At 65.0% G+C, this 23,104-nt stretch carries 16 protein-coding genes and 1 tRNA gene; 10 read left to right on the forward strand and 7 right to left on the reverse strand.

What is annotated here, in order from left to right; genetic code table 11:
* Positions 1 to 8: 8 nt before the first annotated feature.
* Entirely contained in the window at positions 9 to 1,976 is a 1,968-nt protein-coding gene (gene uvrC / locus WFP39_RS07450) for an excinuclease ABC subunit UvrC (protein ID WP_336918696.1), read from the reverse strand.
* Positions 1,977 to 2,117: 141 nt separating this feature from the next.
* On the opposite strand from uvrC, the gene WFP39_RS07455 reads away from it, so the two are divergent.
* A complete protein-coding gene (locus tag WFP39_RS07455; RefSeq protein ID WP_336918697.1) occupies positions 2,118 to 3,257 on the forward strand; it encodes a GGDEF domain-containing protein in 1,140 nt (379 codons plus the stop codon).
* A gap of 40 nt (positions 3,258 to 3,297) precedes the next feature.
* The gene (locus WFP39_RS07460) at positions 3,298 to 4,479 is read left to right on the forward strand and encodes a BaiN/RdsA family NAD(P)/FAD-dependent oxidoreductase (RefSeq protein WP_377923440.1); all 1,182 of its coding nucleotides are present in this window, start codon (positions 3,298 to 3,300) and stop codon (positions 4,477 to 4,479) included.
* 19 nt (positions 4,480 to 4,498) lie between these two features.
* Here the strand turns inward: WFP39_RS07460 and WFP39_RS07465 are convergent, their stop codons facing one another.
* A complete protein-coding gene (locus tag WFP39_RS07465; RefSeq protein WP_336918700.1) occupies positions 4,499 to 7,477 on the reverse strand; it encodes a TonB-dependent receptor in 2,979 nt (992 codons plus the stop codon).
* A 237-nt stretch (positions 7,478 to 7,714) separates the two neighbouring features.
* Here WFP39_RS07465 and infA point away from each other — a divergent pair, with 237 nt between their 5' ends.
* From infA to WFP39_RS07485, 4 genes are read left to right on the forward strand one after another with little or no spacing between them, the layout of a single operon-like run.
* Complete coding sequence (infA, locus tag WFP39_RS07470; RefSeq protein WP_336918702.1) at positions 7,715 to 7,960, forward strand: translation initiation factor IF-1; 246 nt, start codon at positions 7,715 to 7,717, stop codon at positions 7,958 to 7,960.
* Positions 7,961 to 7,973: 13 nt separating this feature from the next.
* Positions 7,974 to 8,561, forward strand: coding sequence for a Maf family protein (locus WFP39_RS07475; RefSeq protein ID WP_336918704.1), 588 nt, complete (start codon positions 7,974 to 7,976; stop codon positions 8,559 to 8,561).
* Positions 8,554 to 9,513, forward strand: a complete 960-nt coding sequence (locus WFP39_RS07480; RefSeq protein ID WP_336918706.1) for a ribonuclease — start codon at positions 8,554 to 8,556, stop codon at positions 9,511 to 9,513. Before WFP39_RS07475 ends, WFP39_RS07480 begins: the two co-directional genes overlap by 8 nt.
* Positions 9,510 to 9,683, forward strand: coding sequence for a DNA gyrase inhibitor YacG (locus WFP39_RS07485; RefSeq protein ID WP_336918708.1), 174 nt, complete (start codon positions 9,510 to 9,512; stop codon positions 9,681 to 9,683). Before WFP39_RS07480 ends, WFP39_RS07485 begins: the two co-directional genes overlap by 4 nt.
* Before the next feature lie 49 nt (positions 9,684 to 9,732).
* Here the strand turns inward: WFP39_RS07485 and WFP39_RS07490 are convergent.
* From WFP39_RS07490 to WFP39_RS07500, 3 genes are all read right to left on the reverse strand, one after another.
* A tRNA-Phe gene (locus WFP39_RS07490) sits at positions 9,733 to 9,807 on the reverse strand.
* A 149-nt stretch (positions 9,808 to 9,956) separates the two neighbouring features.
* On the reverse strand, positions 9,957 to 11,732 hold the full coding sequence (locus WFP39_RS07495) for a sodium:solute symporter family protein (RefSeq protein WP_336918710.1): 1,776 nt from the start codon (positions 11,730 to 11,732) through the stop codon (positions 9,957 to 9,959).
* 17 nt (positions 11,733 to 11,749) lie between these two features.
* Positions 11,750 to 12,058, reverse strand: a complete 309-nt coding sequence (locus WFP39_RS07500) for a DUF4212 domain-containing protein (RefSeq protein ID WP_336918712.1) — start codon at positions 12,056 to 12,058, stop codon at positions 11,750 to 11,752.
* A 167-nt stretch (positions 12,059 to 12,225) separates the two neighbouring features.
* Between WFP39_RS07500 and wrbA the strand changes: the two genes are divergently transcribed.
* Entirely contained in the window at positions 12,226 to 12,828 is a 603-nt protein-coding gene (gene wrbA / locus WFP39_RS07505; protein ID WP_336918713.1) for an NAD(P)H:quinone oxidoreductase, read from the forward strand.
* An 18-nt stretch (positions 12,829 to 12,846) separates the two neighbouring features.
* Here wrbA and WFP39_RS07510 read toward each other — a convergent pair whose 3' ends face one another.
* Both WFP39_RS07510 and WFP39_RS07515 read right to left on the reverse strand, forming a co-directional pair.
* Positions 12,847 to 13,890 carry an MlaA family lipoprotein gene (locus WFP39_RS07510; protein WP_336918715.1) on the reverse strand — a complete coding sequence of 348 codons (1,044 nt, stop codon included), beginning with the start codon at positions 13,888 to 13,890 and terminating at the stop codon, positions 12,847 to 12,849.
* A gap of 99 nt (positions 13,891 to 13,989) precedes the next feature.
* The gene (locus tag WFP39_RS07515; RefSeq protein ID WP_336918716.1) at positions 13,990 to 17,010 is read right to left on the reverse strand and encodes a TonB-dependent receptor domain-containing protein; all 3,021 of its coding nucleotides are present in this window, start codon (positions 17,008 to 17,010) and stop codon (positions 13,990 to 13,992) included.
* A gap of 196 nt (positions 17,011 to 17,206) precedes the next feature.
* On the opposite strand from WFP39_RS07515, the gene purC reads away from it, so the two are divergent.
* From purC to WFP39_RS07530, 3 genes are all read left to right on the forward strand, one after another.
* Positions 17,207 to 18,007 carry a phosphoribosylaminoimidazolesuccinocarboxamide synthase gene (purC, locus tag WFP39_RS07520; RefSeq protein WP_336918717.1) on the forward strand — a complete coding sequence of 267 codons (801 nt, stop codon included), beginning with the start codon at positions 17,207 to 17,209 and terminating at the stop codon, positions 18,005 to 18,007.
* Between the two features lie 48 nt (positions 18,008 to 18,055).
* Positions 18,056 to 20,932: a M16 family metallopeptidase gene (locus WFP39_RS07525; protein ID WP_336918719.1), complete on the forward strand. Its 2,877-nt coding sequence runs from the start codon at positions 18,056 to 18,058 to the stop codon at positions 20,930 to 20,932.
* 82 nt (positions 20,933 to 21,014) lie between these two features.
* Positions 21,015 to 23,081 (forward strand): DUF3857 domain-containing transglutaminase family protein, encoded by a 2,067-nt coding sequence (locus tag WFP39_RS07530; RefSeq protein WP_336918721.1) that lies wholly within the window; start codon positions 21,015 to 21,017, stop codon positions 23,079 to 23,081.
* Positions 23,082 to 23,104 lie beyond the last annotated feature (23 nt).

The raw sequence follows: 23,104 nt of genomic DNA on the forward strand, positions 1-23,104 counted from the left end.
ACCGCCGATCACCCGCCGGGGTGGTAGAAATCGTAAATCGCCTGCGCCACGCTTTCGCTCACCCCCGGCACGCGCTTCAGATCGTCGAGCGCGGCGGCGCGCACCTTACTGGCGGTGCCGAAATGCAGCAGCAGGGCGCGCTTCCGCGCCGGGCCGATGCCGGGAATCTCGTCGAGCGGGCTGGCGGTGATGGCGCGGCTGCGCTTGTCACGATGCGCGCCGATGGCAAAGCGGTGCACCTCGTCGCGCAGACGCTGGGCGAGGAACAGCACCGGCGAATTGGTGGGCAGCGTCTTTTCGCGTCCGTCGGGGAAATGGAACACCTCGCGCCCCTCGCGCCCGTGATGCGGGCCCTTGGCAATTGCGACCAGCGGCACGTCCTCGATCCCCATTTCCTCCAGCGTGTCGCGCACCGCGCTCATCTGCCCCTTGCCGCCGTCGATCAGCACCAGATCGGGCCACATGCCGTTTGTGCGCTCCGGATCTTCTTCCATCACGCGGGCAAAGCGGCGCTGCATCACTTCGCGCATCATCGCAAAATCGTCGTTCGTCTGCGCGGTCTTGATGTTGAACTTGCGGTACTGGTTCTTCAGGAAACCTTCCGGCCCCGCCACGACCATTGCGCCCAGCGCCTTGGTGCCCTGAATATGGCTGTTGTCGTAAATTTCGACACGCAGCGGCACGTCGGGCAATTCGAGAAACTCGGCCAGCTCGCGCCAAGTTTTCACCTTGGTGCCGCTTTCGGCCAAGCGCCGCTCCAGCGCCTCCACCGCATTGCGGCTGGCCTGCGCCATCAGGCGGCGGCGGTCGCCGCGCTGCGGCACCGAAATCTCCACCTTCCGGCCCGCCAGTTCCCCCAGCGCCTGTTCCAGCAATTCGCGGTCGGGCAATTCGCGATCGACCAGCACGGTGCGCGGCGGGGGCACTTCCTCGTAGAATTGCATCAGCACGCGGGCGAGCACCTCGTCCTCGGCCACGTCCTGCGTATGCGCGGGGAAGAAGGCACGGTGGCCCCAGTTCTGCCCGCCGCGGATGAAGAAGCCCTGCACCGCAATCGTGCCGCCCTTCGCCGCCAGTGCGAAGACATCGGCATCGCCTACCCCTTCGGCATTGATCGCCTGCGTGCCCTGAATGAAAGTCGCCGCGCGCAACCGGTCGCGCAGCATGGCGGCGGTTTCGAAATCGAGCGCTTCGGCGGCGGCGGCCATCTGCGCCTCGATGCGGCGCTGCACCGCATCGCTCTTGCCCGACAGGAACTCTTTCGCCTCGGCCAGCAGCGCGTCATACCCCGCCTTGTCGATCCGCCCGACGCAGGGGGCCGAACAGCGCTTGATCTGGTAGAGCAGGCAGGGCCGGTCGCGGCGCGAAAAGAAGCTGTCGGTGCAGCTTCGCAGCAGAAACAGTTTTTGCAGTTCGTTGATCGTGGTGTTCACGCTGCCCGCGCTGGCAAAGGGGCCGTAATAGGCGCCCTTGTGCCGCCGCGCGCCGCGATGCTTCATGATGCGCGGAAAATCATGCCCATCGCGCAGCAGGATGAAAGGGAAGCTTTTGTCATCGCGCAGCAGCACATTGTAAGGCGGACGAAACCGCTTGATGAACTGCGCTTCGAGCAGCAGTGCCTCGGCCTCCGAATTGGTGGTGACGATTTCCATGGCGCGCGTCTGGCTGACCATCCGCTGCAACCGGTTGGAGAGGTTTGCGACCTGCGTGTAATTCGCCACCCGATTCTTGAGAGCGCGGGCCTTGCCGACATAGAGCACATCGCCCCGCGCATCGAGCATCCGATAAACGCCGGGGCGGGGCTTGAGCGTTTTCACCACGTCGCGGATCGCTTCGACCCCGGCGGCCAGATCGGGCTTGTCACCGGCACCCGATCCGCCGCGCACCGTGCTGGCGGCGCGTTCTTCGTTGAAGCGTTCCTTGCCGCGCGGGTCGAACGGGCGTCCGGCCGGGGAGTCGGGTGGTGTTTGGGGCATGGCTCGTCACAGATAGGCAGGCCCCGCGCGCCGCACAATCGCAGGCATCGCATCTGTCCCCATCCCCACACCCAGGATTGCCGCAGCCCTATGGAATCGCGCGTAACTGAAGCGCGGCGCCGCCGTGCCGTTCTGTGCGACATGACTTACGCATCCCCATATCCCGAATTGCCTGAAAACGCGGGCGGATTTCTCAGCTGGCTGGGCATTGGCCGCCAGCCACGCCCGGCCGAAATGCCGGCCGTCCCGTCCGCCACGGTGGCGGAAGATGCGTCACAGCGCGCGCGTCGCCATCTGCTTGAACAGATTAGCGCCTTCCTGCTGGAAAACGGGCTGGAAGTGACCGCGCAGAACCTTGTCACCGCGCACGGCATCTTTTCCGGCCTCAATCCGGGACTCAGGCGGCAGGTGCAGGCCAAGCGCGAAAGCGGCTGTCCAATCACGCAGGCATGGCTTGACCGGGCGAGCGCCAACGATGCACTCGACGGGGAACAGATCGTGAAACAGCTGGTCAGCCAGCTGGAACAGGGTATCGCCAGCTTTTCGCGCTCCACCAGCAATGCCCGGTCGGCCACGCGCACCTATGGCGATGCGCTGGCGCAGCATGTGGGGCAACTCGAAGCTTCGCCACCCGATGCCGGCATGATTATCACCGAACTGGCACAATATGCCCGCGCGATGCTCGAACGCTCGCGCAAGGCGGAGGCGGAACTGCGCCAATCCGAACAGGAAGCCGCCAGCCTGCGTCGCAATCTGGACCGCGCGCGCCGCGATGCCGAGGTCGATTTCCTGACCGGCCTGCCCAACCGCCGCGCCTTTGAATCCGCGCTGGAAAGGCACCGCAGCGAAGCGGCTGAAATGGGCGAACCTTTGTGCGTCGCCTTCTGCGACATTGACCACTTCAAGCAAGTGAACGACACGCACGGCCACGAGGCAGGCGACCGCATCCTGTGCGTGGTGGCCAAGACGCTGTCGCAGATTTCAGGCGAGAAATGCCACATCGCCCGCCATGGGGGCGAGGAATTCGTGATGCTGTTCCGCGGAGCTTCCACTGAAGAAGCCTTTGAACTGCTCGACAACGCGCGGGCCGAACTCGCCGCACGCAAGCTGGTGAACCGGCGCACCGAATTGCCGTTCGGACAGGTGACCTTTTCGGGCGGAATTGCCGATGTCTTTGCCTATCCTGACGCGCGGCTGGCGCTGGCAGCGGCGGACGAGGCGTTGTACCGCGCCAAGGAAGCGGGCCGCAACCGGATTGTGCTAGCGAGGAAGGACAGCTGACAGGCTTTCCCCGCGCGCCAAAGCCCCCTAACGGCGGATGATGGCCGAAACTTTCGATGCGATCATTCTGGGTGGCGGGGCGGCAGGCCTGTTCTGCGCCGCCACCGTCGTGCAACGCGGCCGACATGTGCTGGTGCTGGAAAAGGGGGAGCGCGTGGGCGCGAAAATCCTCATCTCCGGCGGCGGGCGCTGCAATTTCACCAATATCGGTGCGGGGCCGGCCAATTACCTGTCGGCCAATCCGCATTTCTGCAAATCGGCGCTCAGCCGCTACACCCCGCGCGATTTCCTCGATCTGGTGGAACGGCACGGCATTGCCTGGCACGAAAAGACGCTCGGCCAATTGTTCTGCGATGGCAGCGCAAGGCAGATCGTGGACATGCTGCTGGCCGAATGTGCCGCCGGGCCAGGCATGGCGGATATCCGCTGCCAGCAGGATATCGCGGCGGTGACGCCGGATGAGGCGGGCTTTCACGTCACCACGCAGCACGGCGTTTTTGCCGCACCCAAACTTGTCATCGCCACGGGCGGGCTGTCGATCCCCAAGATGGGCGCCAGCGATTTTGCCTACCGTCTTGCCCGCCAGTTCGGGCTGAAAGTGGTGGAGCCGCGCCCTGCCCTCGTGCCGCTGACATTAGGAGGCGAGGAGGTGCTGTTCCGCGAATTGTCGGGCGTGGCCGCCCCGGTGGAGGCACGCGCGAACAAGGCCGCATTCCGTGAGGCGGCGCTGTTCACGCATAGGGGGCTGTCGGGCCCGGCGATCCTGCAAGTCTCCAGCTATTGGAAGCCGGGCGATCCGGTGGAGGTGAACCTGCTGCCCGATGCAGCGCCTGATTGGCTGCTGGCGGCCAAGCGCGCACGCCCTTCCGCCACGCTGCGCAGCCTGCTGCGCGAGGCATTGCCGCAGCGGCTGGCCGATGTGCTGGCTGACCAGCTTGGGGTATCCGGGGATCTGGGCAATGTGCCCGACAAGGCGCTGCGCGCCGCGCAGGAACGGCTGGCGCGCTGGCGGTTCCACCCCAACGGCACCGAAGGCTATGCCAAGGCCGAGGTCACCGCAGGCGGCATTTCGACCGCCGGACTCTCCTCACAAACGATGGAGGCACGCCGTGTGCCGGGCCTCTTCGCCATTGGCGAGGCGGTGGATGTGACCGGGTGGCTGGGCGGTTATAACTTCCAGTGGGCCTGGGCGAGCGGGTTTGCGGCTGCCCAGGCGCTCTGAACCCTGCTCTGAAACCGGATCAGAACAACTTCCGGAACTCGATCTCGAAGCTGCGGCCAACCGGATCGATCAGGAAGGGCTGATAGCGCAGCGGCACCAGACCCGCGCTGTCGGTCACGCGCTGGCGGGCGTTGAAAATGTTGTCCACGTCAAAGCTGATGCGTGATCCAGCGAGGAAGGGGATCGCCTCCACCAGCTTGGCCCGTTGCCCCAGATCGACGAAGCTGCGCACATTCAGCGTGAAATAATCGTTGAATGTGAGGTCCGTGCTGCCCGGAAGGCCGGTGCCGTTGATGCGCGATTTGCCCGTATAGGTGCCATTCCAGATCAGGCCATAGCCGTTGTAGAACGTGCCCACGCGCAGATTGCCGCTGTGCCGCGCCTGCCCGCCGCCTGACAGCGCATCGCCATCGAGCAGGTCGAGCACCGGGCCGCCCGGTGCAACCAGCACATCGTTGCGCAGTTCCAGATTGTATTGCAGATTGACGAACCAGCGTCCCGCCGCGCCACCACCGCCACCGAAGCGGCCCATGCCGGGGAAGCCACCACCGCCGGCGCCGCCTGCACCCGCAGGAGGGCCGCTGGCCGGAGGGCCACTAGGCGGAGGGCCACCTGCACCGCCTGCGGGCGCGCCAGCTGCCGCAAATGCCCCTCCCGCCGGCGAAGCCTCTGCCGGATCGGCGCAGGCCTGTTCACGCAGATTGGCGAATTCCTGCTCGTCAATCACGCCGTCCGCGCCTGCCAGACGTTCGAGCAACTGCGGCGGGAAGGTGACCGGCTGACCGTTGGCATCGCGCGGCGGCTCGCCCCCGCTCGCCGCCGCGCGGATCGCCGCGTTGAGCTGCGTGCGCAGCAGCGTGCCATCGCCTTCGCAGAAAGTCGCGCGCATCCGGGCCACGGCTGCCGGATCGGGGCGGAAGCCCGCAGGCGGGCCATTCGTGCCCATTCCGGTTCCCGCAGCCGCAGGGGCCCCCGGCATCCCGGCAAACCCGCCGACCGCGCCGCCCACAGGCCCACCGACAGGCCCACCGACAGGCCCACCGCCGCCCGGCCCGCCGCGCCCGGCAGGAGCGCCGCCATTCTGCGGAGCGGCCGAGCCAATCTGGCCGGAGAGATTGAACCCGAATTGCAGCCGCTCCTCCTCGCGCGCGGCAAGCGTGATGGGCCGCTGGTCAATCTGCACCAGATTGCCCGCCAGATCGCGTGTGACGCGGGTCGGAAAGGCCGCCTCGATCGCGGGCGTCAGCACGGGAAAGGCCGCCGCCACATTGCGCGAGGAATTGCGCAGGTAATCGACCGAGAACCGCGCATTTTCCAGGAACGGCAAGGCCCATTGCGCGCCCAGTTTCCAGTCCTTCTGGCTTTGCGCAGGCAATAGCGGATTGCCGCCCGAAAGCACGGTGACCAGCACCGTTTCGTTGTTCACCAGGTCGAACACCGGCACATTCAGCGTGGCGATTTCGGGATTGCCGAGCTGGCCCAGCGATGGCGCCGCGTCGCGGTCCACATAGGTCGCGCTGAGCGTCAGCGTTTCGGTGATCCCCCAGGATAGGCCCACATTCCAGTCATACAACGTGCCGAAATCGGAGAGGTGATCGACCCCCGCGCCTGCATTGAAGCTGATATCGCCCAGCGCCGCGCCGAAATCCTCGGCCCGGCTGGTGATGGGGACAGTGATATTGGCCCCGCCGTTCACATTGCCGCGCTTGAGCAATGTCTGCGGGCCGGGATTGCGTGTGTCCTCGCTCTCGATCCGGTTCCAGTTGTATCCCGCATCCAGCGTCACACTGACATCGCCGCCCGGCAGATAAAGCGGCGATCCGCGCAATGTGGACAGCGTGTTGGCCGTGGTGGTGCTGGTGCGTGCTTCGTCAAAACCCGCATCGGCAAAGGTGCCCAGATCGGCATCGAGGGCCAGCGTGCCATTCGCCGCTGCCGCCACCAGCGCCGCTGTATTCACGCGGCGCTGAATCGCGCTGTTGGAATTGGACCGGCCGACATCGGCCGTGGTGATCACCTCCCAATCGCCCAGATTGAGGGTGAGGGTTGCCGCACTGGCATAGGAGGTCGAACGATTGTCCACGCTCAAAGGGTCCGCCGCGTTGAAACTGCGCAGCACCGAATTGCCATCGGGATCGGTCAGCAACACGGTATCAAGACCCTGCAGGCGCAGGCTGTCATCCCGTTCGAACGTGGCGTTCACGGCCAGCGAATGATCCGCGCCCAGCTTGGTCGTCCAGTTCAGCGTGGCTTCCAGCCCCGCGCTGTCCGCCACCAGGCTGCGGTAAAGCGCCGGGTCGGGGTCGGTCGCCAGATCCGGCACGCCGCCCGACTGGATAACGCCGCGTTCCGCCTCGGTCAGGGTGCTGGAATTGTTCCAGCCCAGATTGATGTTGAGGCGCGAATCCCCGGCAATGCGCAGATAGGTGGCTTCAAGATCCTGCGTCGAATAGCCGCCGTCGAAAGGCTGGCCGTAATCACCCTCCACTTCGAAACTGGCATAGCTGCGCTTCAGGATCACATTGATCACGCGTTGATCGGCCGAATAACCGTAACGCAGAGCCACTTCCTCCGGAAACACTTCGAACTTCTCGATCGCTTCGGGCGGATAGCTGCGCAATTCGCGGAAGGAACCAATGCGCACACCGTTGACCAGGATCACCGGAAAACCGCCGCCGCGCCCGCGCGCGCTGGTCACTTGCGGGCCCAGCGCCGAAATCAGATCGGCAATCGAGCTTGCGCCATAGGCCGCGATATCGGCCTCGCCCAGTTCGAGCAGCGCCGGCTGGGGCGCGTCGACCTGACCGATCAGACGCGAGCCGAGGACAAGGATGGTGTCGGAATCGAAGGTCTCCACATCAGCGGCTTGGGCCGATGATGCACCATCCTGCGCACTAACGGGCGCATCGCCGGTTTGGGCATATGCCGCAGGTGCTAGCGGCAAAGCCAGAATGCCGATCGCAAGAGCACCAAGGCTGGTGGAGGGGCGCAGTTGCAAGGTTAAAACTCCTATGAATATCGGCATTTCCCCCGCGGAGGCATATGTGCCGCACTGCACAAAGGCACAAGGCATGGCCGGGTAATAAAGTGTCGCATCTGTCACTGTGATGTAACCGCGCATCACCGCCCCAGACCCGCACGCCTACTGCATCACCGCATGGCCCCTTCCCTTTTGCCGCGCCTGCGGCTATGGCGCGCGCCGTGAACGGCAATTGCAAACGGAACCGGATATTACATGGCGAAGGAAGAACTCCTCGAAATGCGCGGCAGGGTGGTCGAATTGCTGCCCAACGCGATGTTCCGGGTAGAGCTTGAAAACGGCCATGAAGTGCTGGGCCATACTGCGGGCCGTATGCGCAAGAACCGCATCCGTGTGTTGGTGGGGGACGAGGTTCTGTGCGAACTCACCCCCTACGACCTGACCAAGGCACGCATCACTTACCGCTTCATGCCGGGACGCGGCGGCCCCGGCCCGCAATAAGCGTAAGGCCGGCATGGCCACCCTGCCCGAACAGCCCCCGCTCATCCTGGCATCCGCCAGCCCGCGCCGCCGCGACCTGCTGGCGCGGCTCGGCATCGAACCGCAACGTATCTGCGCTGCCGATATCGACGAAACCCCGCTCAAGGGCGAGCTGCCACGCGCCTATGCACAGCGCATGGCGCGCGAAAAGGCGGTGGCGGCGGCTGATCCGGCGGCTTTCGTGCTGGCAGGCGACACGGTGGTTGCCTGCGGGCGGCGCATCCTGCCCAAGGCCGAGGACGAGGCGACCGCCCGCGCCTGTCTGCAATTGCTGTCGGGCCGCCGCCACACGGTGCTGTCGGCCATCGCCCTGCGCGCACCCGATGGCACCATGCGCGAACGCCTGAGTGAAACCAAGGTGCGCTTCAAGGGGCTGAGCGAGGCGGAAATCGCCGCGTATCTCGCCAGCGGCGAATGGCACGGCAAGGCGGGCGGATACGCCATTCAGGGCCGCGCCGAAGGGCTGATCGCGTGGATCGCGGGCAGCCATTCGGGCGTGGTCGGCCTGCCGCTGTTCGATACGCGCGCCTTGCTCAAATCGGCGGGTTTCCCCCTTGGCTGACTGGCTGGTCGAAGACGGCATCGGCGAGGAACGCGCGCTGCTGGTCGCAAACGGGCAAGCGCTGGCCGCCGCGGTCCGCTGGCCAGGCGAACTGGAAGCGGGCCTTGTCGAGGACGCCTTGCTCGTCGCCAAGCCGCGCACAAGCCCGCGCGGGCGCGCGCGGTTTGCTATTGGCGAGGAAGCGCTCGTCGACCGCCTGCCGCCCTCTGCCAGCGAAGGGGCAACGATCCGGCTGCAAGTCACCCGCAGCCGCATGGGCGAAGGGCGCCGCGTCAAGCTGGCACAGGCCCGGCCTACGCACGACGATTGCCGCCCCGCGCCGACTCTGGCCGAACGGCTGGGCGGGCGCGTGGTGCACCGCTTTCCCGCCGGTTTGTGGGAGGAGGTGCTGGAGGACGCGCGCGAGGGGCTGATTGCCTTTCCCGGCGGCTCGCTCACCCTTACGCCCACCCCCGCGATGACGCTGGTGGATGTTGACGGCACGCTGGCCCCGCGCGCGCTGGCGCTTGCTGCCATTGAACCGCTCGCCGCCGCGATTGCGCGGCTGGGACTTGGCGGGGTGATCGGGATCGATTTCCCCACGCTGCAAACCAAGGACGATCGCAAGGCGGTGGACGTGAACCTTGAAGCCGCGCTGGCCGATTTCGATCACGAGCGCACCGCGATGAACGGCTTCGGCTTCGTGCAACTGGTTGCCCGGCTCGAACGCCCTTCGCTGTTGCACCGCGCCGCCTTTGATCCGGCGGGCTTTGCCGCGCGCGCGCTGCTGCGGCAGGCGGAATTGCTGGAAGGGGCGGGCCTCGTCGAATTGTCCGCGCATCCGGCCGTGTTGGCGCGCATCGGGGCGGATTGGCAGGCGGAACTGGCGCGGCGCAGCGGGCGGCAGGTGCTGCTGCGCGAAATGCCGGGTCTTGCGATCAGTGCGGGCCATGCCCAATTGGTGGCAGCATGACGTCCGCCACCGCCCGCCCCTGCCCGATCTGCCGTCGCCCGCGAATCGAGCAATTCGCGCCCTTCTGCTCGCAGCGCTGCCGCGACCGCGATCTGGCGCGCTGGTTTTCCGATTCTTACGCCGTGCCGGGCGAACCGGCCACACCGGAAGACCTGCCGGACAGGGATTAAACCCGCCACGCAGAAGCCGCGGGGTACGCAAGTCCGACCTTGGTGGAGGTGGTGCCCAGGGGCGGAGTCGAACCACCGACACGACGATTTTCAGTCGTCTGCTCTACCACTGAGCTACCCGGGCATTTCGCGAGCGACGATCCGCATATTCGGACCGGCGAGCGATTGGAAGCGGCCCTATGGCGAAGCTGCGCCAGCTTGGCAAGGGCCTTTGTGCGGTCTTTTTCCGCCGCAGGGGATGATGCGCGGCGCTTTATCCCCTGCGCCAGTCTGTCAATGCATATGCGGCACTTCGGCGCCCTTGGGCACGCGGATCGTGGCGACCAGACGGCGCACTTCGGGCGGGGTGGGTGCGGTCAACTTCGCCACCAAAGTCGCCACGGCAAAGTTCAGCACCATGCCGACAACGCCAATCCCTTCGCTGGAAATCCCCAGAAGCCAGTTTTCAGGCGTATCCAGTTCGGGGAACCACAGCTTGAAATAGGCGATGTAGAGGAAGGTGAAGGAAAGGCCGCTGACCATGCCCGCAATCGCGCCTTCGCGGTTCATCCACTTGGTGAAAATGCCAAGGAAGATCGCCGGGAACAGGCTGGCCGCGGCAAGGCCAAAGGCAAAGGCCACCACCTGCGCCACCCAGCCGGGCGGATAGACGCCGAGGTATCCCGCCACCAGGATCGCCGCGCTGGCCGCAAGGCGCGCCGCCAGCAGTTCCCCCTTTTCCGATATGTCGGGGCGGAAGGTGCGTTTGAGCAGATCGTGGCTGACCGAGGAGGATATCACCAGCAGCAGCCCCGCCGCGGTCGATAGCGCCGCCGCCAGCCCGCCCGCTGCCACCAGCGCGATCACCCAGCCGGGCAATTGCGCGATTTCCGGATTGGCCAGCACCATGATGTCGCGGTCGACATAGACCTCGTTCTCGCCTGCCGCAGGGGGATTGCTCACCAGCCGCTCGCCCGATGGGCCCGCCTCGCCGGTAAAGACCGGCGCGCCGCCTTCAAAGGCGTTGCCGCTGCGGTATTGCATCACGCCGTCGCCATTCTTGTCGCTCCAGGCGATCAGGTCATTGGCTTCCCAGTTCTTCAGCCATTGCGGCGCTTGCGAATAGGTTTTGCCCTCCACCGTCTCGATGAAGTTAAGGCGCGCAAAGGCACCCACGGCGGGCGCGGTGGTGTAGAGGAGCGCAATGAACACCAGCGCCCACCCGGCACTGCGGCGCGCGTCGCTCGCCTTGGGCACGGTGAAGAAACGCACGATCACATGCGGCAGGCCTGCCGTGCCGATCATCAGCGCGGCGGTAATGCAGAACACGTCGATCTGGCTTTTGGAGCCAGCGGTATAGGCGGCAAAGCCCATATCCTGCAGCGCCAGATCGAGCTTTTGCAGCACATACAGGCCCGATCCGTCATTCACCGTCGATCCCAGCCCCATTTGCGGCAGCGGGTTGCCGGTAATCAGAAAGCTGATGAAGAAGGCAGGCACCAGATAGGCAAAGATCAGCACGCAGAACTGCGCCACCTGCGTGTAGGTGATGCCTTTCATGCCCCCCAGCACGGCATAGACGAACACGATAGCCATCCCGATGATGACCCCGGTGGTCACCCCCACATCGAGGAAGCGCGAGAACACGATGCCCACCCCGCGCATCTGCCCGGCGATATAGGTGAAGCTGATGAAGATGAGGCAGATCACCGCCACCACGCGCGCGGCCTTGCTGTAATAGCGCGCGCCGATGAAATCGGGCACGGTAAACTCGCCGAACTTGCGCAGATATGGCGCCAGCAGCAGCGCCAGCATCACGAAGCCGCCGGTCCAGCCCATCAGATAGACGCTGCCGTCATAACCCGAAAAAGCGATGATCCCCGCCATGGAGATAAAACTCGCCGCACTCATCCAATCGGCGGCGGTGGCCATGCCGTTGACCACCGGGTTCACTCCGCCGCCCGCGACATAAAAATCGGTGGTCGAACCGGCCCGCGCCCACAGCGCGATTCCGATATACATGGCAAAACTGCCAATGACGAAGATGTAGATCAGCGTTTGCGTGTCCATCGCGCCTCGGCCTCTCGTCAGTCTTCGAGGTGATATTTGCGCTCAAGCCGCTTCATGGCGTGCGCGTAGGTGAAGATGAGGGCGATAAAGACGTAGATCGAGCCCTGCTGCGCAAACCAGAAACCCAGCGGGTAGCCACCGATCATGAACTGATCGAGCCATTCGCGAAACAGGATTCCAGCACCCAGGCTGACAGCGGCCCAGATCGCCATCAGGATCATGAGCAGGCGCACATTGGCCCGCCAGTAGAGATTGCTTTCGGCGGTTTCGCCGGTCGATTCGGCCCCTTCTTCGGGAACCTGCTGCGCGTCGGTGTCGTTTGTCATGCCGAATGGGGCGCATCTGCCGCAGAGCCGCCATGCGGCACCGCCAAAAGACGCACTTCCCGATCCTCCCTGTTGTCCTCTAGGAGGCAGGTTGTAACGCCGGCCCGCTTACCCGCAAGCCGCATCAGCAGTTTTATTCCACTGTATTTTTCAAAGGAAACAGAACCATGGCCCGCATCCTCGTGCTCTATTACTCCTCTTATGGCCACATCGCCACGATGGCAGATGCCGTGGCCGAAGGAATCACCGCCGCCGGGCACGAGGCGGTGGTGCGCTATGTCCCGGAAACCGCACCCGCCGACGTGGCCAAGGCCGCGGGCTTTCAGGTGCGTGACGATCACGGCCAGATCGAAGGGCCCGATGCGCTGGCCGATTTTGACGGCATCGTGCTGGGCTGCCCCACCCGCTTCGGCCGGATGGCGAGCCAAATGGCGGCGTTCTGGGATACCTGCGGCGGGCTGTGGTTCCGCGGCGCGCTGATCGGCAAGGTTGCGGGCGTGTTCACCTCCACCGCCAGCCAGCACGGCGGCCAGGAAACCACGCTGTTCTCGATGATCACCAACCTCTTGCACTTCGGCTGCACGATCGTGGGGCTGGATTACGGCTTCACCGCGCAGAACGGGGTGGACGAGGTGAAGGGCGGCGCCCCCTATGGCGCGACCACGATTGCCGACAATGACGGCAGCCGCCAGCCCAGCCAGACCGATCTCGACGGCGCGCGCTATCTGGGCCGCCGCGTCGCGGAAACAGCGGCCAAGCTGGCGGGCTGAGCGGCCCGCGAGACGAAATCAGCCTTGGGGGGCGCTTTCGTCTGAAAGGGCGGGAGCTTCCCCCTCCACCGGCATCATTGAATCCGGTTCAGTCATCGGCCCGGCCACGGCGGAGAACGCCGCAACCGGCACCGGATCAGCCATCAGCGCATCGATACTGCAATCGCGCGGCGGCGGGCGGTTGCGCAGTGCGGCAATGTCGGCTTCGCGCAGGCACAGATAGCTTTCGCGCATGGCGCTGTAGGGATCCACGCTGTCGCGGATCTGGCCCAAACGCTCGTCAAATTCGATTCGGAATTGCAGCGAGTTCACCGTGTAAGCAGGGATTGCATAATAGGGCGTGTTGAGCGGCGATCCCACGGCCAGCGGCACAATCGCCTGGTCCAGCGTGTTGCCGATAATGTCGCGCAATGTCGTCGCGCCGACCAGCGGAAGCACGAGGAAAGGCCCCGGTCCGACGCCGTAATAGCCCAGCGTATTGGCAAGCCCATTGCGGCGATAGGGCAACTGGAACTCCGGCCCGGCGGCAATGTCGAACAGGCCGCCAATCCCGACCGTGGTGTTGATCGTGAACCGCGCCAGCGTTTCGATCGCCTTGCCTGGCTTCAACTGCAGCAGAAAATTGATGAAATTGACCGGTTCCAGCAGGTTGCGCAGGAAATTGCGCAAGCCGTTGCGCAGCGGCTTGGGCAGGTCATCGCGATAGACCTCTGCCACGGGGGCCACGAAATTGCGGTCGATGCTCTGCGTGACTTCGTACACCTCGATGTTCACCCGCTCCAGCGGGTCACCGGGAGGCGCGGCCAGATTGCCCTCCACGATGATGACATCCTGCGATTCGGCCGCGGTGGGATCGGTTTCCGTTACGGCCTGCTGCGCGATGGTTGCCCCAATCCCCTCGGCCGGGGCTGGCGCGGTTTCCTGCTGCGCCTCTGCCAGGGCCACGCCGCCTTCTGCCGAAGCGGCCACCGCGTCCGGCACGGTGGCAAGGGACACGGGCAAATCGGCAAGGGGAAGCGGTGCGGAGGTTGCCAGCAAGGCGGGAACAAGGGAAAGGCTCATGCATACTCCGCCAGAATCTGCCGGTATGGTGCCAGCGCTGGCCTAATTACGCAAACGGCCTGAACAGGTTCCGAACAAAAGTCTCGTCGGCCAATTCCTTCAGAAGCTGCGCGAAATTCCGAGCTTTACGGTGGCACCCAGCGGGCTGGCGGTGAAAGGGTCATAATTCTGGTCGAGCCGGGCGAGCGGCGGATCGGCATCCAGCACATTATCCAGCACCAGCGACAGGCGCGTGACCTCGTCCAGATCCCATAGCCACACCAGATCCAGCGTGGTGAAAGCCTTGAGCCGCTTGCCAGCCGTAACCGATGCACCCGCCAGCGCGGCAGTGTTGGGGCCGAAGATGGCCGCGCCGCGCTGATCCTCGTAGCCCGCGACATGGTTGACCTGCGCACGCAGCGAATGGTCGCGCCCACGCCATTGTAGCCACGCCTGCCCCTTGGTGCGCGGCAGGGGGTAGGCGGTGGTCTGGAAATTGAGCAGGCCCACCGCGTTGAACGCGGGCTGCACCGGCACACCAGCCACTGCAACCTCGCCCACCTTGTAGGCCAGGATATAGCTGCCCGCGACCCCCAGCTGGACATCGCCTCCGGCCAGCTCCCATTCCTGGCTTACCTCACCGTCCAGCCCGCTGGTGGTGACAGAGGTCGAATTGAAGGCATAAGTTGCCAGCCGCTGCACATTGGCTGCGCCGCACACGCCGCCTGCAAAGGTAAAGCGGGCCTGAAGCGCGGCAAAGGCGGGATTGCCGCAATTGGCGGTTCCACTGGTGCCAAACAGCGCGGCGACCATGCCGCCTATCGGCTCGTTCTCGATCGCCCCCGAAATGTCATAACGCCAGTAATCGAGGCTGGCGTGGAAACCGCCGCTTTCGACTACTGCGCCTGCGTTCCACGTGGTGGCCTTTTCCGGGCGAAGGTTGGGGTTGGCGAGGATATCGACCGCGCGGAAGCCCCCGCCGATGAAGGTCAGGATCACGCTGTCGGCCAGCGTCTGATTGGGAGGCGGCGCGCGGAAGGTGCTGCCGACCCCGCCACGCAGCACCAGCCATTCGGCAGGCTGAAAGCGCAGGCGCACTTGCGGGTCAAAGGTCGATCCGTCGCCTTCGTAATCCTCGTAGCGCGCGGAAATCTGGGCGCTGAGAGTGTTGGCGAGCGGCACCTGCACTTCGCCAAATACCGCCGCCACATCGCGCGAAACGGAAAAATCACGCCCCGCACCGATAAAGCCCAGCGCACCCGTTTCGGGATTGCAGGTAGCCGCCGGATTCAGCACCGATCCGGGGCAGGGAAACAGGTCGAGATTGGTGCCACCTTCAAACCGGCGTGCAAAGCGGTCACGGCGCAACTGCAGGCCCAGCGCGACCTGAACCTCGCCGCCGGGAAGCGTCAGGCCCGGATTGCCGCCCACTACCATGTCCAGCACCATCTGCCGCGTATCGGCCACCCGGTCCCACACATTGTAGAAATGACCGATGGTCGCCGAATCGTTCACCAGCCCCGCGCCCGGTTGCAGGCTGAGGCCCAGCGGATTGCCGTTGGCAGCGAAATTGGGATTGGCAACACCCGTTACCGCATTGGCGGCGATGCCAGTGGAAAAGGGGTTGAACCAGGTGCAGCCCGCCGTGCCCGCCAGCGCGGCCAGCTGCGCAGCACTCAAGCCGGCGCGGCTCTGCGGGCTCGCATAGGCGCAGTTTTCCCCCCCAAACCCGGCGAGAGCGTTCTGCAGCAGATCCACGAAGCTGTCGCCCACTTGATAGAAGGCGTTGTAGCGTGACCACGTGCCTGCGGCGTAAAAGTAATAGCTGTCGCCCAGATCAGCGCGGAACGTGGCAGCCAATTGATAGCTGTCGTTGTTGTAATCCAGCCGCGTCGCCGCGCGATCATTCTTGGCACTGGCGAACAGCGGATTGCCGCCCGCCAGCATCGGACGGAACCGGATAGGGAAGGCCAGCGCAGGTTCGATGGGATTGCCCGCACCGTCCAGCGCACAGCCCGCCGCCGCGCCAAACCGCGCGCAGTAATCGGCCAGCGCCGGGGCATAGGCGGGAATGGTGAACAGCCCGGTGCCGCCAAAGGCCGCATTGGCCGATGGTGCAATCGTGGGCAGAAAACTGGGCGAGGTGTGCAGCCAGGTCTGCGTACGGCCATACAGACCTGTCAGCCGCAAATCCGCGTCCTGCGAAAGATAGACATGCACATCGCCAAACAGCTGATACCTCTCCTCCGGCTCGACCAGATTGGTAAAGCCCAGATAGGAGGCCTGGCACAGATCGGCGCTGGAGCCAGGCAAGGAACGGAAGCCGCCCAGCCCCGCGCAGCCCTCATCCGCCTCGAACACCAGCCCGCCAACCGTGCCGTTGAAATCAAAGTTGCCCGGATTGCCGCCGCCGGTGAAGCCGCCCTGCGGATTCTCCGCGAACGGCCGCCAGGCAAAGGCGCGGTCGGTCATGCGCAGTTCGCCGCGCCGCTGATAGCCGCCCGCGGCAAACACGCGCACATCACCGAATTCGCGCCCGAAACTGGCAGCGCCTGTCCAGTCCCCGCTCGATCCATCGACATAACGGTAATCCCCGCTCACCAGCAGGCCATCCTGATCGGTGCGGGTGAGAAGATTGACCACGCCGCCCATCGCATCCGATCCGTGCGTGGCCGCCCCGCCATCCTTGAGGATTTCAATCTTGGCCACGGCGTGCAGCGGGATCAGGTTCAGATCGACCAGCGGCACATTGCCCCCGCCGGTCGCGGCCAGCCGCTTGCCGTTGAGCAGCACCAGCGTGCGCTGCGGCCCCAGCCCGCGCAGATTGACGCTGGATACCCCTTGCGCGAACTGGCTGCGCGTGTCGAACTGGCTGGAATCGCCGATGACCCCGGCGGAAACCGGCAGGCGGCGCGCCAGATCGACCGGGCTGGGTGATCCAGCGCGCAGCAGGTCGTCTGCGGTGATTATGGTGACGGGGGCTGCGGCATCCTCTGCGCTGCCCGCGATCAGCGTGCCGGTGACGATGATGGTATCGCTATTTGCCTCTCCGGTCTGCGCCATCGCGGGAATTGCCCATGTCAGCGCAAAAAGGGAAGCGGCAGCCCGGCTGGCTGCGCGCAATGCGGTGCGGTTTATCATGCTGACCCCGTTATTCTTGATCCGGGCGCGCCTTTAGACCTGCTTTACCCGTCCTGCAATTGCCAGCCGCAAAGGCAGGGTGTATAGGCCGCGTGAACCCGCGCCCCGGCATTTGCTAAGCTTCCCGCTTTGCCAAGCCGGGGCGCTCTCTTTTCCGGCGCTGGCCGCAGCGCCCCGATGCGAAGGTTGCATGCCCATGTCCCGCCGCCGCCAGATCTACGAAGGCAAGGCCAAGATCCTGTATGAAGGTCCCGAACCCGGCACGCTGATCCAGTATTTCAAGGACGACGCCACCGCCTTCAACGCCCAGAAAAAGGGCACAATCAATGGCAAGGGTGTGATCAACAACCGCATCAGCGAACACGTCTTCACGCGGCTGTCCACCATCGGCATTCCCACCCATTTCATCCGCCGCCTCAACATGCGCGAACAGCTTGTGCGGCAGGTGGAAATCATCCCTCTTGAAGTCGTCGTGCGCAATGTGGTGGCAGGGTCATTGGCCAAGCGCGTGGGCCTGCCCGAAGGCGAGCCGTTGCCCCACACGCTGATCGAATATTACCTCAAGTCCGACGAGCTGGGCGATCCGATGGTGGCCGAGGAGCACATTGCCTGCTTCAACTGGGCCAGCCATGAAGAGATGCAGGATATTGCCGCCATGGCGATCCGCATCAACGACTTCCTGTGCGGGATGTTCAGCGCGATCGATATTCGCCTGGTCGATTTCAAGCTCGAATTCGGGCGCATTTACGATGGGGATTACAGCCGCGTGATCTTGGCGGACGAAATCAGCCCGGACAATTGCCGCCTGTGGGATTTCGTCACCGGCGAAAAGCTCGACAAGGACCGCTTTCGCCGCGACATGGGCGGCGAGGAAGAGGCCTATCAGGAAGTCGCGCGCCGCCTTGGGCTGTTGCAGGACGATGGCAGCCCCGGCGAAGTGCTCGACATGAGCGCGCACCGCACCCGCCTGCGCCAGCCCCCAAAGCCCAAGAAGTAAGCCCAAGAAGTCATTGCAGGTTAAGCCGGTTTCCCGCATCAGGCGTGCATGACCTTGCGCGCCTTTTGCGTCGGCCTTGCCGCGCTTGCCCTCCCCTTCTCACTCCACGCCCAGGCTCCGGAATACCGGAATCCCGAAAGCGTGGTGCACCATGTCACCATGCCGAGCGATCTGCCCGACGATCCCTTCGGCATTGCGGGCAGCGATCTGCCGCTCGATCCCGCCTACCGCATCGGCGTGCTGCCCAACGGGATGCGCTATATCATCCGCCCCAATGCCACTCCGGCGGCGCAGGGGATGGTCTATCTGTGGGTAAATGCAGGCTCTTTGGGTGAGGAGCCGGATCAGGCAGGTTACGCCCATTTCCTCGAACACATGGCCTTCAATGGCAGCGCAAATGTGCCCGAAGGCGAGATGATCCGCCTGCTCGAACGCGAAGGCCTGGCTTTCGGGCCGGACACCAATGCCTCCACCACCTTCGACCGGACGATCTACCAACTGAATCTGCCGCGCAACGATGCGGGCCTGCTCGACACCGCGCTGATGCTGATGCGCGAAACGGCGAGCAATCTCACCCTTGATCCGGCTGCGGTCGCGCGCGAAATCGGGGTGATCCAGTCCGAAATCCGCGCGCGCGACACTTATCAGCAGCGCGCCTTCCTCGATCGGCTGAAGTTCCTTTATCCCGGCTCCGCTTTTGCGCAAAACTGGGTCGGCGGCACGCCCGAAACGATTGCCGCCGCCACCAGCCAGCGGCTGCGCGATTATTACGAACGCTGGTATCGCCCGTCCAACACCGCCATCATCGTGGTGGGCGAATTCGACGCGGACGCGGTCGAGGCCGCCATTCGCCATCATTTCGAAAGCTGGCAGGCCGCGCCCGTGGAACCACCGGCTTCCGCCGGGCCCATCGACCTTGATCACCGGGGCGCAACCGCAGTCTATATCGATCCCTCGCTGTCCGAACAGATCGATATCGCGGTGCACGGCCCCTATATCGAACGGCCCGATACCGTGGCCACCCGGCGCGAGCGGCTGCTGCGCGAAATCGGTTATTCGATCATCAACCGCCGCTTGCAGCGTCTTTCCCGGCTGGAAGACCCGCCCTTCCGGGCGGCGGGCATTTCGTCCGACGATGTGTTCAAGGACGCGCGCACCACCCTGCTGGTGGTGCAGGCCGCCGAAGGACAATGGCAGCGCGGCCTTGCCGCCGCGCAGGAGGAATACCGGCTGGCGCTCGAATACGGTTTCTCCGCTGCCGAAGTGGCCGAACAGGTCGCCAATATGCGCGCCGCCATCGAAGCGAATGCAGCCGGCGCTGCCACGCGCCACAACCGGGATTTCCTCACCGGGGCGATGACGTTGCTGGAAGACGGGCAGGTGCCCACCACGCCGCAAAGCGCGCTGGAACGCTTTAACGCGCACGTGCCGGAGATCACGCCGGATGCGGTCTTTGCCGCTTTGCTCGCCGATCTGGTGCCGCTCGACAACCCGCTGATCCGCTTTTCGGGCCGCACCGCGCCGCAAGGCGGGGCCGAAGCGCTGCGCGCGGCCTGGGATGCGGGGATGGCCGCCCCGCTCGCCGCGCGCGATCTCAGCGCCTCGGCAGAGTTTGCCTATACCTATTTCGGCCCGGCAGGAACAGTCGTTTCCGACAGTGTCGAACCGCTGCTGGGCGTGCGCACCGTTACCTTTGCGAACGGGGTCAAACTGAACCTCAAACGCACCGATCTGCAGGCCGACCGGGTCAGCGTGCAGGTCAACATCGATGGCGGCGAAATGCTCAACACGCGCGACGATCCTTTGGCGACCGCAATGACCGGATCGCTGCTGTCAGGCGGGCTCGGCGCGCATACGCTGGATGAACTGGTGACGATCCTGGCGGGGCGGCAGGTAGGGCTGAATGTCGAACCGGCAGAGGAAACCTTCCGCTTTTCCGCCACCACCACCACGCGCGATCTGGATATGCAGTTGCGCCTGTTTGCAGCGGCAATCAGCGATGCGGGCTGGCGGCCGCAGGCGGAGGAGCAATACCGCCGCTCTGTTGCCAATTTCTTCGCGCGGCTGGACGCAACGCCCGAAAGCGCGCTGGGCAATGCGATTGGCGCAATTGTTTCGGATAACGACCCGCGCTTCTCGCTTCAGCCGCAAGACGCCTATATGCAACTGAGCTTTGCGCGGCTGCGCGAGGCAATTGGGGACCGGCTGGCAAACGGCGCGATGGAAGTGGCGCTGGTGGGCGATTTTGACGAGGAGCAGGCGATTGCGCTGGTCGCTTCCACGCTGGGCGCGCTGCCAGCGCGCGAGGCGGATTTCCGCTCCTATGCCGACAATCGCGACCGCCGCTTCACCGCTGACCGCAGCCCCCGCACGCTGACCCATCGCGGCGATCAGGGGCAAGCGCTGATCCAGATGATGTGGCCCACGACCGACGGCGAAGACCTGCGCGAAACCTTGCGGATCGAACTGCTGCAAAATGTCACGCGCTCGCTGCTGCTCGATCGCCTGCGTGAAGAACTGGGGCAGACCTACTCGCCCGGCACATCGGCACAGCAATCGCGTGTCTATCCGGGATACGGCACCTTCGCCATCAGCGCAGCGGTGACCCCGGCTGATATCGCGCCTGCGCGCGAGGCAATGCTGGCGGTGATTACCTCCCTGCGTGAGGTGCCGGTAAGCGAGGACACGCTGCTGCGCGCCCGCGCCCCGCAGCTGGAAGCCTATGACAACCTGCTCAAGACCAATGGCGGCTGGATGGGGCTGGTCGACCGCGCACAGACACAGCCCGATCGGCTGGAACGCTTCGTTGCCGGCAAGGATCTGCTCCAGTCGCTTACGGCCGCCGATGTGCAGGACGCCGCGCGCACCTATCTCGATCCGGACGCGCGGCTGGAAATCACCGTTTTGCCTCGCCCGGCCCAGTGAGATTTTGAAAAGCAAGCCAGCGTCTGGGATTTAGGCGCTGTTGCGGCTTGACCCGCTCCCCCGGCTCAGGGATGCTCGCCGCTTGACGGGACAGGGGGATGATATGCGCCCTGCGGCAATCGCGCTGATCATGTGCGGGGTTTGCGCGCCCGCCATGGCGGCGCAGGAGGTGACCTATGGCCCGGCGCCCGCGTGGCTGATGCCCGCGCTCGCCCCCGTTGCGCCCGACAGGCGGCAGGGCGCGATTGCCGTGCTGGCGCGCGATGTGCAGATTCGCCTCGATGCGGAAGGGCAGCACATGCACGAGGCGACCGAATATCTGGTCCAGACGGCAGAGGGGCTGGGCGTTGGCAATCTGCAGGTGGTCTGGAACCCCGCCGCAGTCGGCCCCACCGTCCACGCGGTCCAGATCATCCGCGATGGCGAAGTCATCGATGTGCTGGCGCAGGAGCGGTTCCGCATATTCCAGCGCGAGGGCGGTCTGGAGCAGGCCTTCCTTGACGGGCTGCTGACCGCCAGCCTGCAGGTGCCCGGCCTGCGCGTGGGCGACCGTCTGCGCTTTGATCTCACTTCGCATGTGAAAGACCCGACTTTTGGCGATCAGCCGTTCGGCCTCATCGCGATGCCCACCGTGCCCAGCGCGGGCAGCTACCGTTCGGCGCTCATTTGGGATGACGGCCATGCCCCGCGCTGGATGGCGACAACCGATATCGCGGGACAGGTGCAGCAGGATGGCGCAGGGATTGTCCTGCGGCTCGACCAGCCGGGTCAGTATTCGCCGCCCGATGGCGCACCGATGCGCTTCATGCCCGCGCGGATGATCGAATATTCCGCCTTTGCCGACTGGCAGGATGTCTCGGCACGCGTCTACCCGCTGTTTGCCGAACGCGCCGTATTGCCCGAAGGGTCGGAACTGGCGGGCGATGCGGAGCGGATCATGCGCAATTACGCGACCGAGGGCGAACGCGCGCGCGCCGCGCTGCGTCTGATGCAGGATCAGGTGCGCTACGTCTTTGTCGGGCTGGACGGCGGCAATTACACGCCCGCCAGCGTGGCCGATACGTGGGAGCGCCGTTATGGCGATTGCAAGGCCAAGACGGTGATGCTCATGGCCCTTCTGCACGCAATGGGCATTTCGGCCGAGGCGGTGCTGGTGAATCAATCCGCCGGCGCCAGCGATCTGCTCGCGCATTTCCTGCCCAGCCCCGGCCAATTCGATCACGTTCTGGTGCGCGCCGATGTGGACGGACGGCAGGTCTGGCTGGACGGCACCCGCCACGGCGACACCCGCCTTTTCGAAGTGCCGCCCGACGGAATCCGCCAGTTCCTGCCGCTGCGGGCCGCAGGCGCGGACCTTGAAACGCTGCCTTATCAACCGCCCGCAGAGCCGCTCAACATCACTCTGCGCGAATACGATGCGACGGCGGGGATTGACGAGCTCAGCCGCCTGCGCCTGCGCCAGATCTTTCGCGGGGCCGAAGCGCTGCAAATGCGCGCCGGGCTGGAAGCGCTTCCGCCCGACATGCTCGACCAGGTGCTGCGCCGCGTCGCCAGCAGCGAGGCCCAATGGCAAGAACTGGAGCAGGTGGACTGGAGCTTCGACGAGGACCGCGCCGCGCTTGTTGTAACCTCCGAAGGGCTCGACGATCTGGAATGGGAAGAAGCGGATGATTACGCGATCACCCGCTTTGCCATACCCATGGCCGGGTTGAACCCGCCGGCACGCCGCCAGCGCCCGCCGCAGCAGGACCGCACATTGCCCTATGCCAATGCGCCGCTCGCCTTCACCTGCTATGTCACCACGGTGCGGCTGCCGGCCACCAGCGGCCGCCAAAGCTGGACGCACAGCGCCGATGCCATGAATGTCGAGATTGGCGGCGTTGCTTTCTGGCGCATGGCGGATCTCACGGGCGGTGAAGTGCGCACGGTGATGAGCCGCCGCACAATGCATGATGAAATCACCGCGTCGGAAGCGGATGCGGCCAATGCCGCCATTCCCGGTTTCGACAATTCGCGCAGCTTCGCCTCTTTGCGGCGCAATCCGCAAAGCGAAAGCCAGCGCCAGATCGCTGCGCCGGGGATTACCCGCGTTCCTGCCGCAGGCGAAGTGGATTGGCTGGCCGATGCCTCGGCCTGCCGCGCGCCCTGATCAGCGCCGCACCGGCCCCCTCC

The organism is Alteraurantiacibacter lauratis (assembly GCF_037154155.1).
Classification (GTDB): domain Bacteria; phylum Pseudomonadota; class Alphaproteobacteria; order Sphingomonadales; family Sphingomonadaceae; genus Alteraurantiacibacter; species Alteraurantiacibacter lauratis.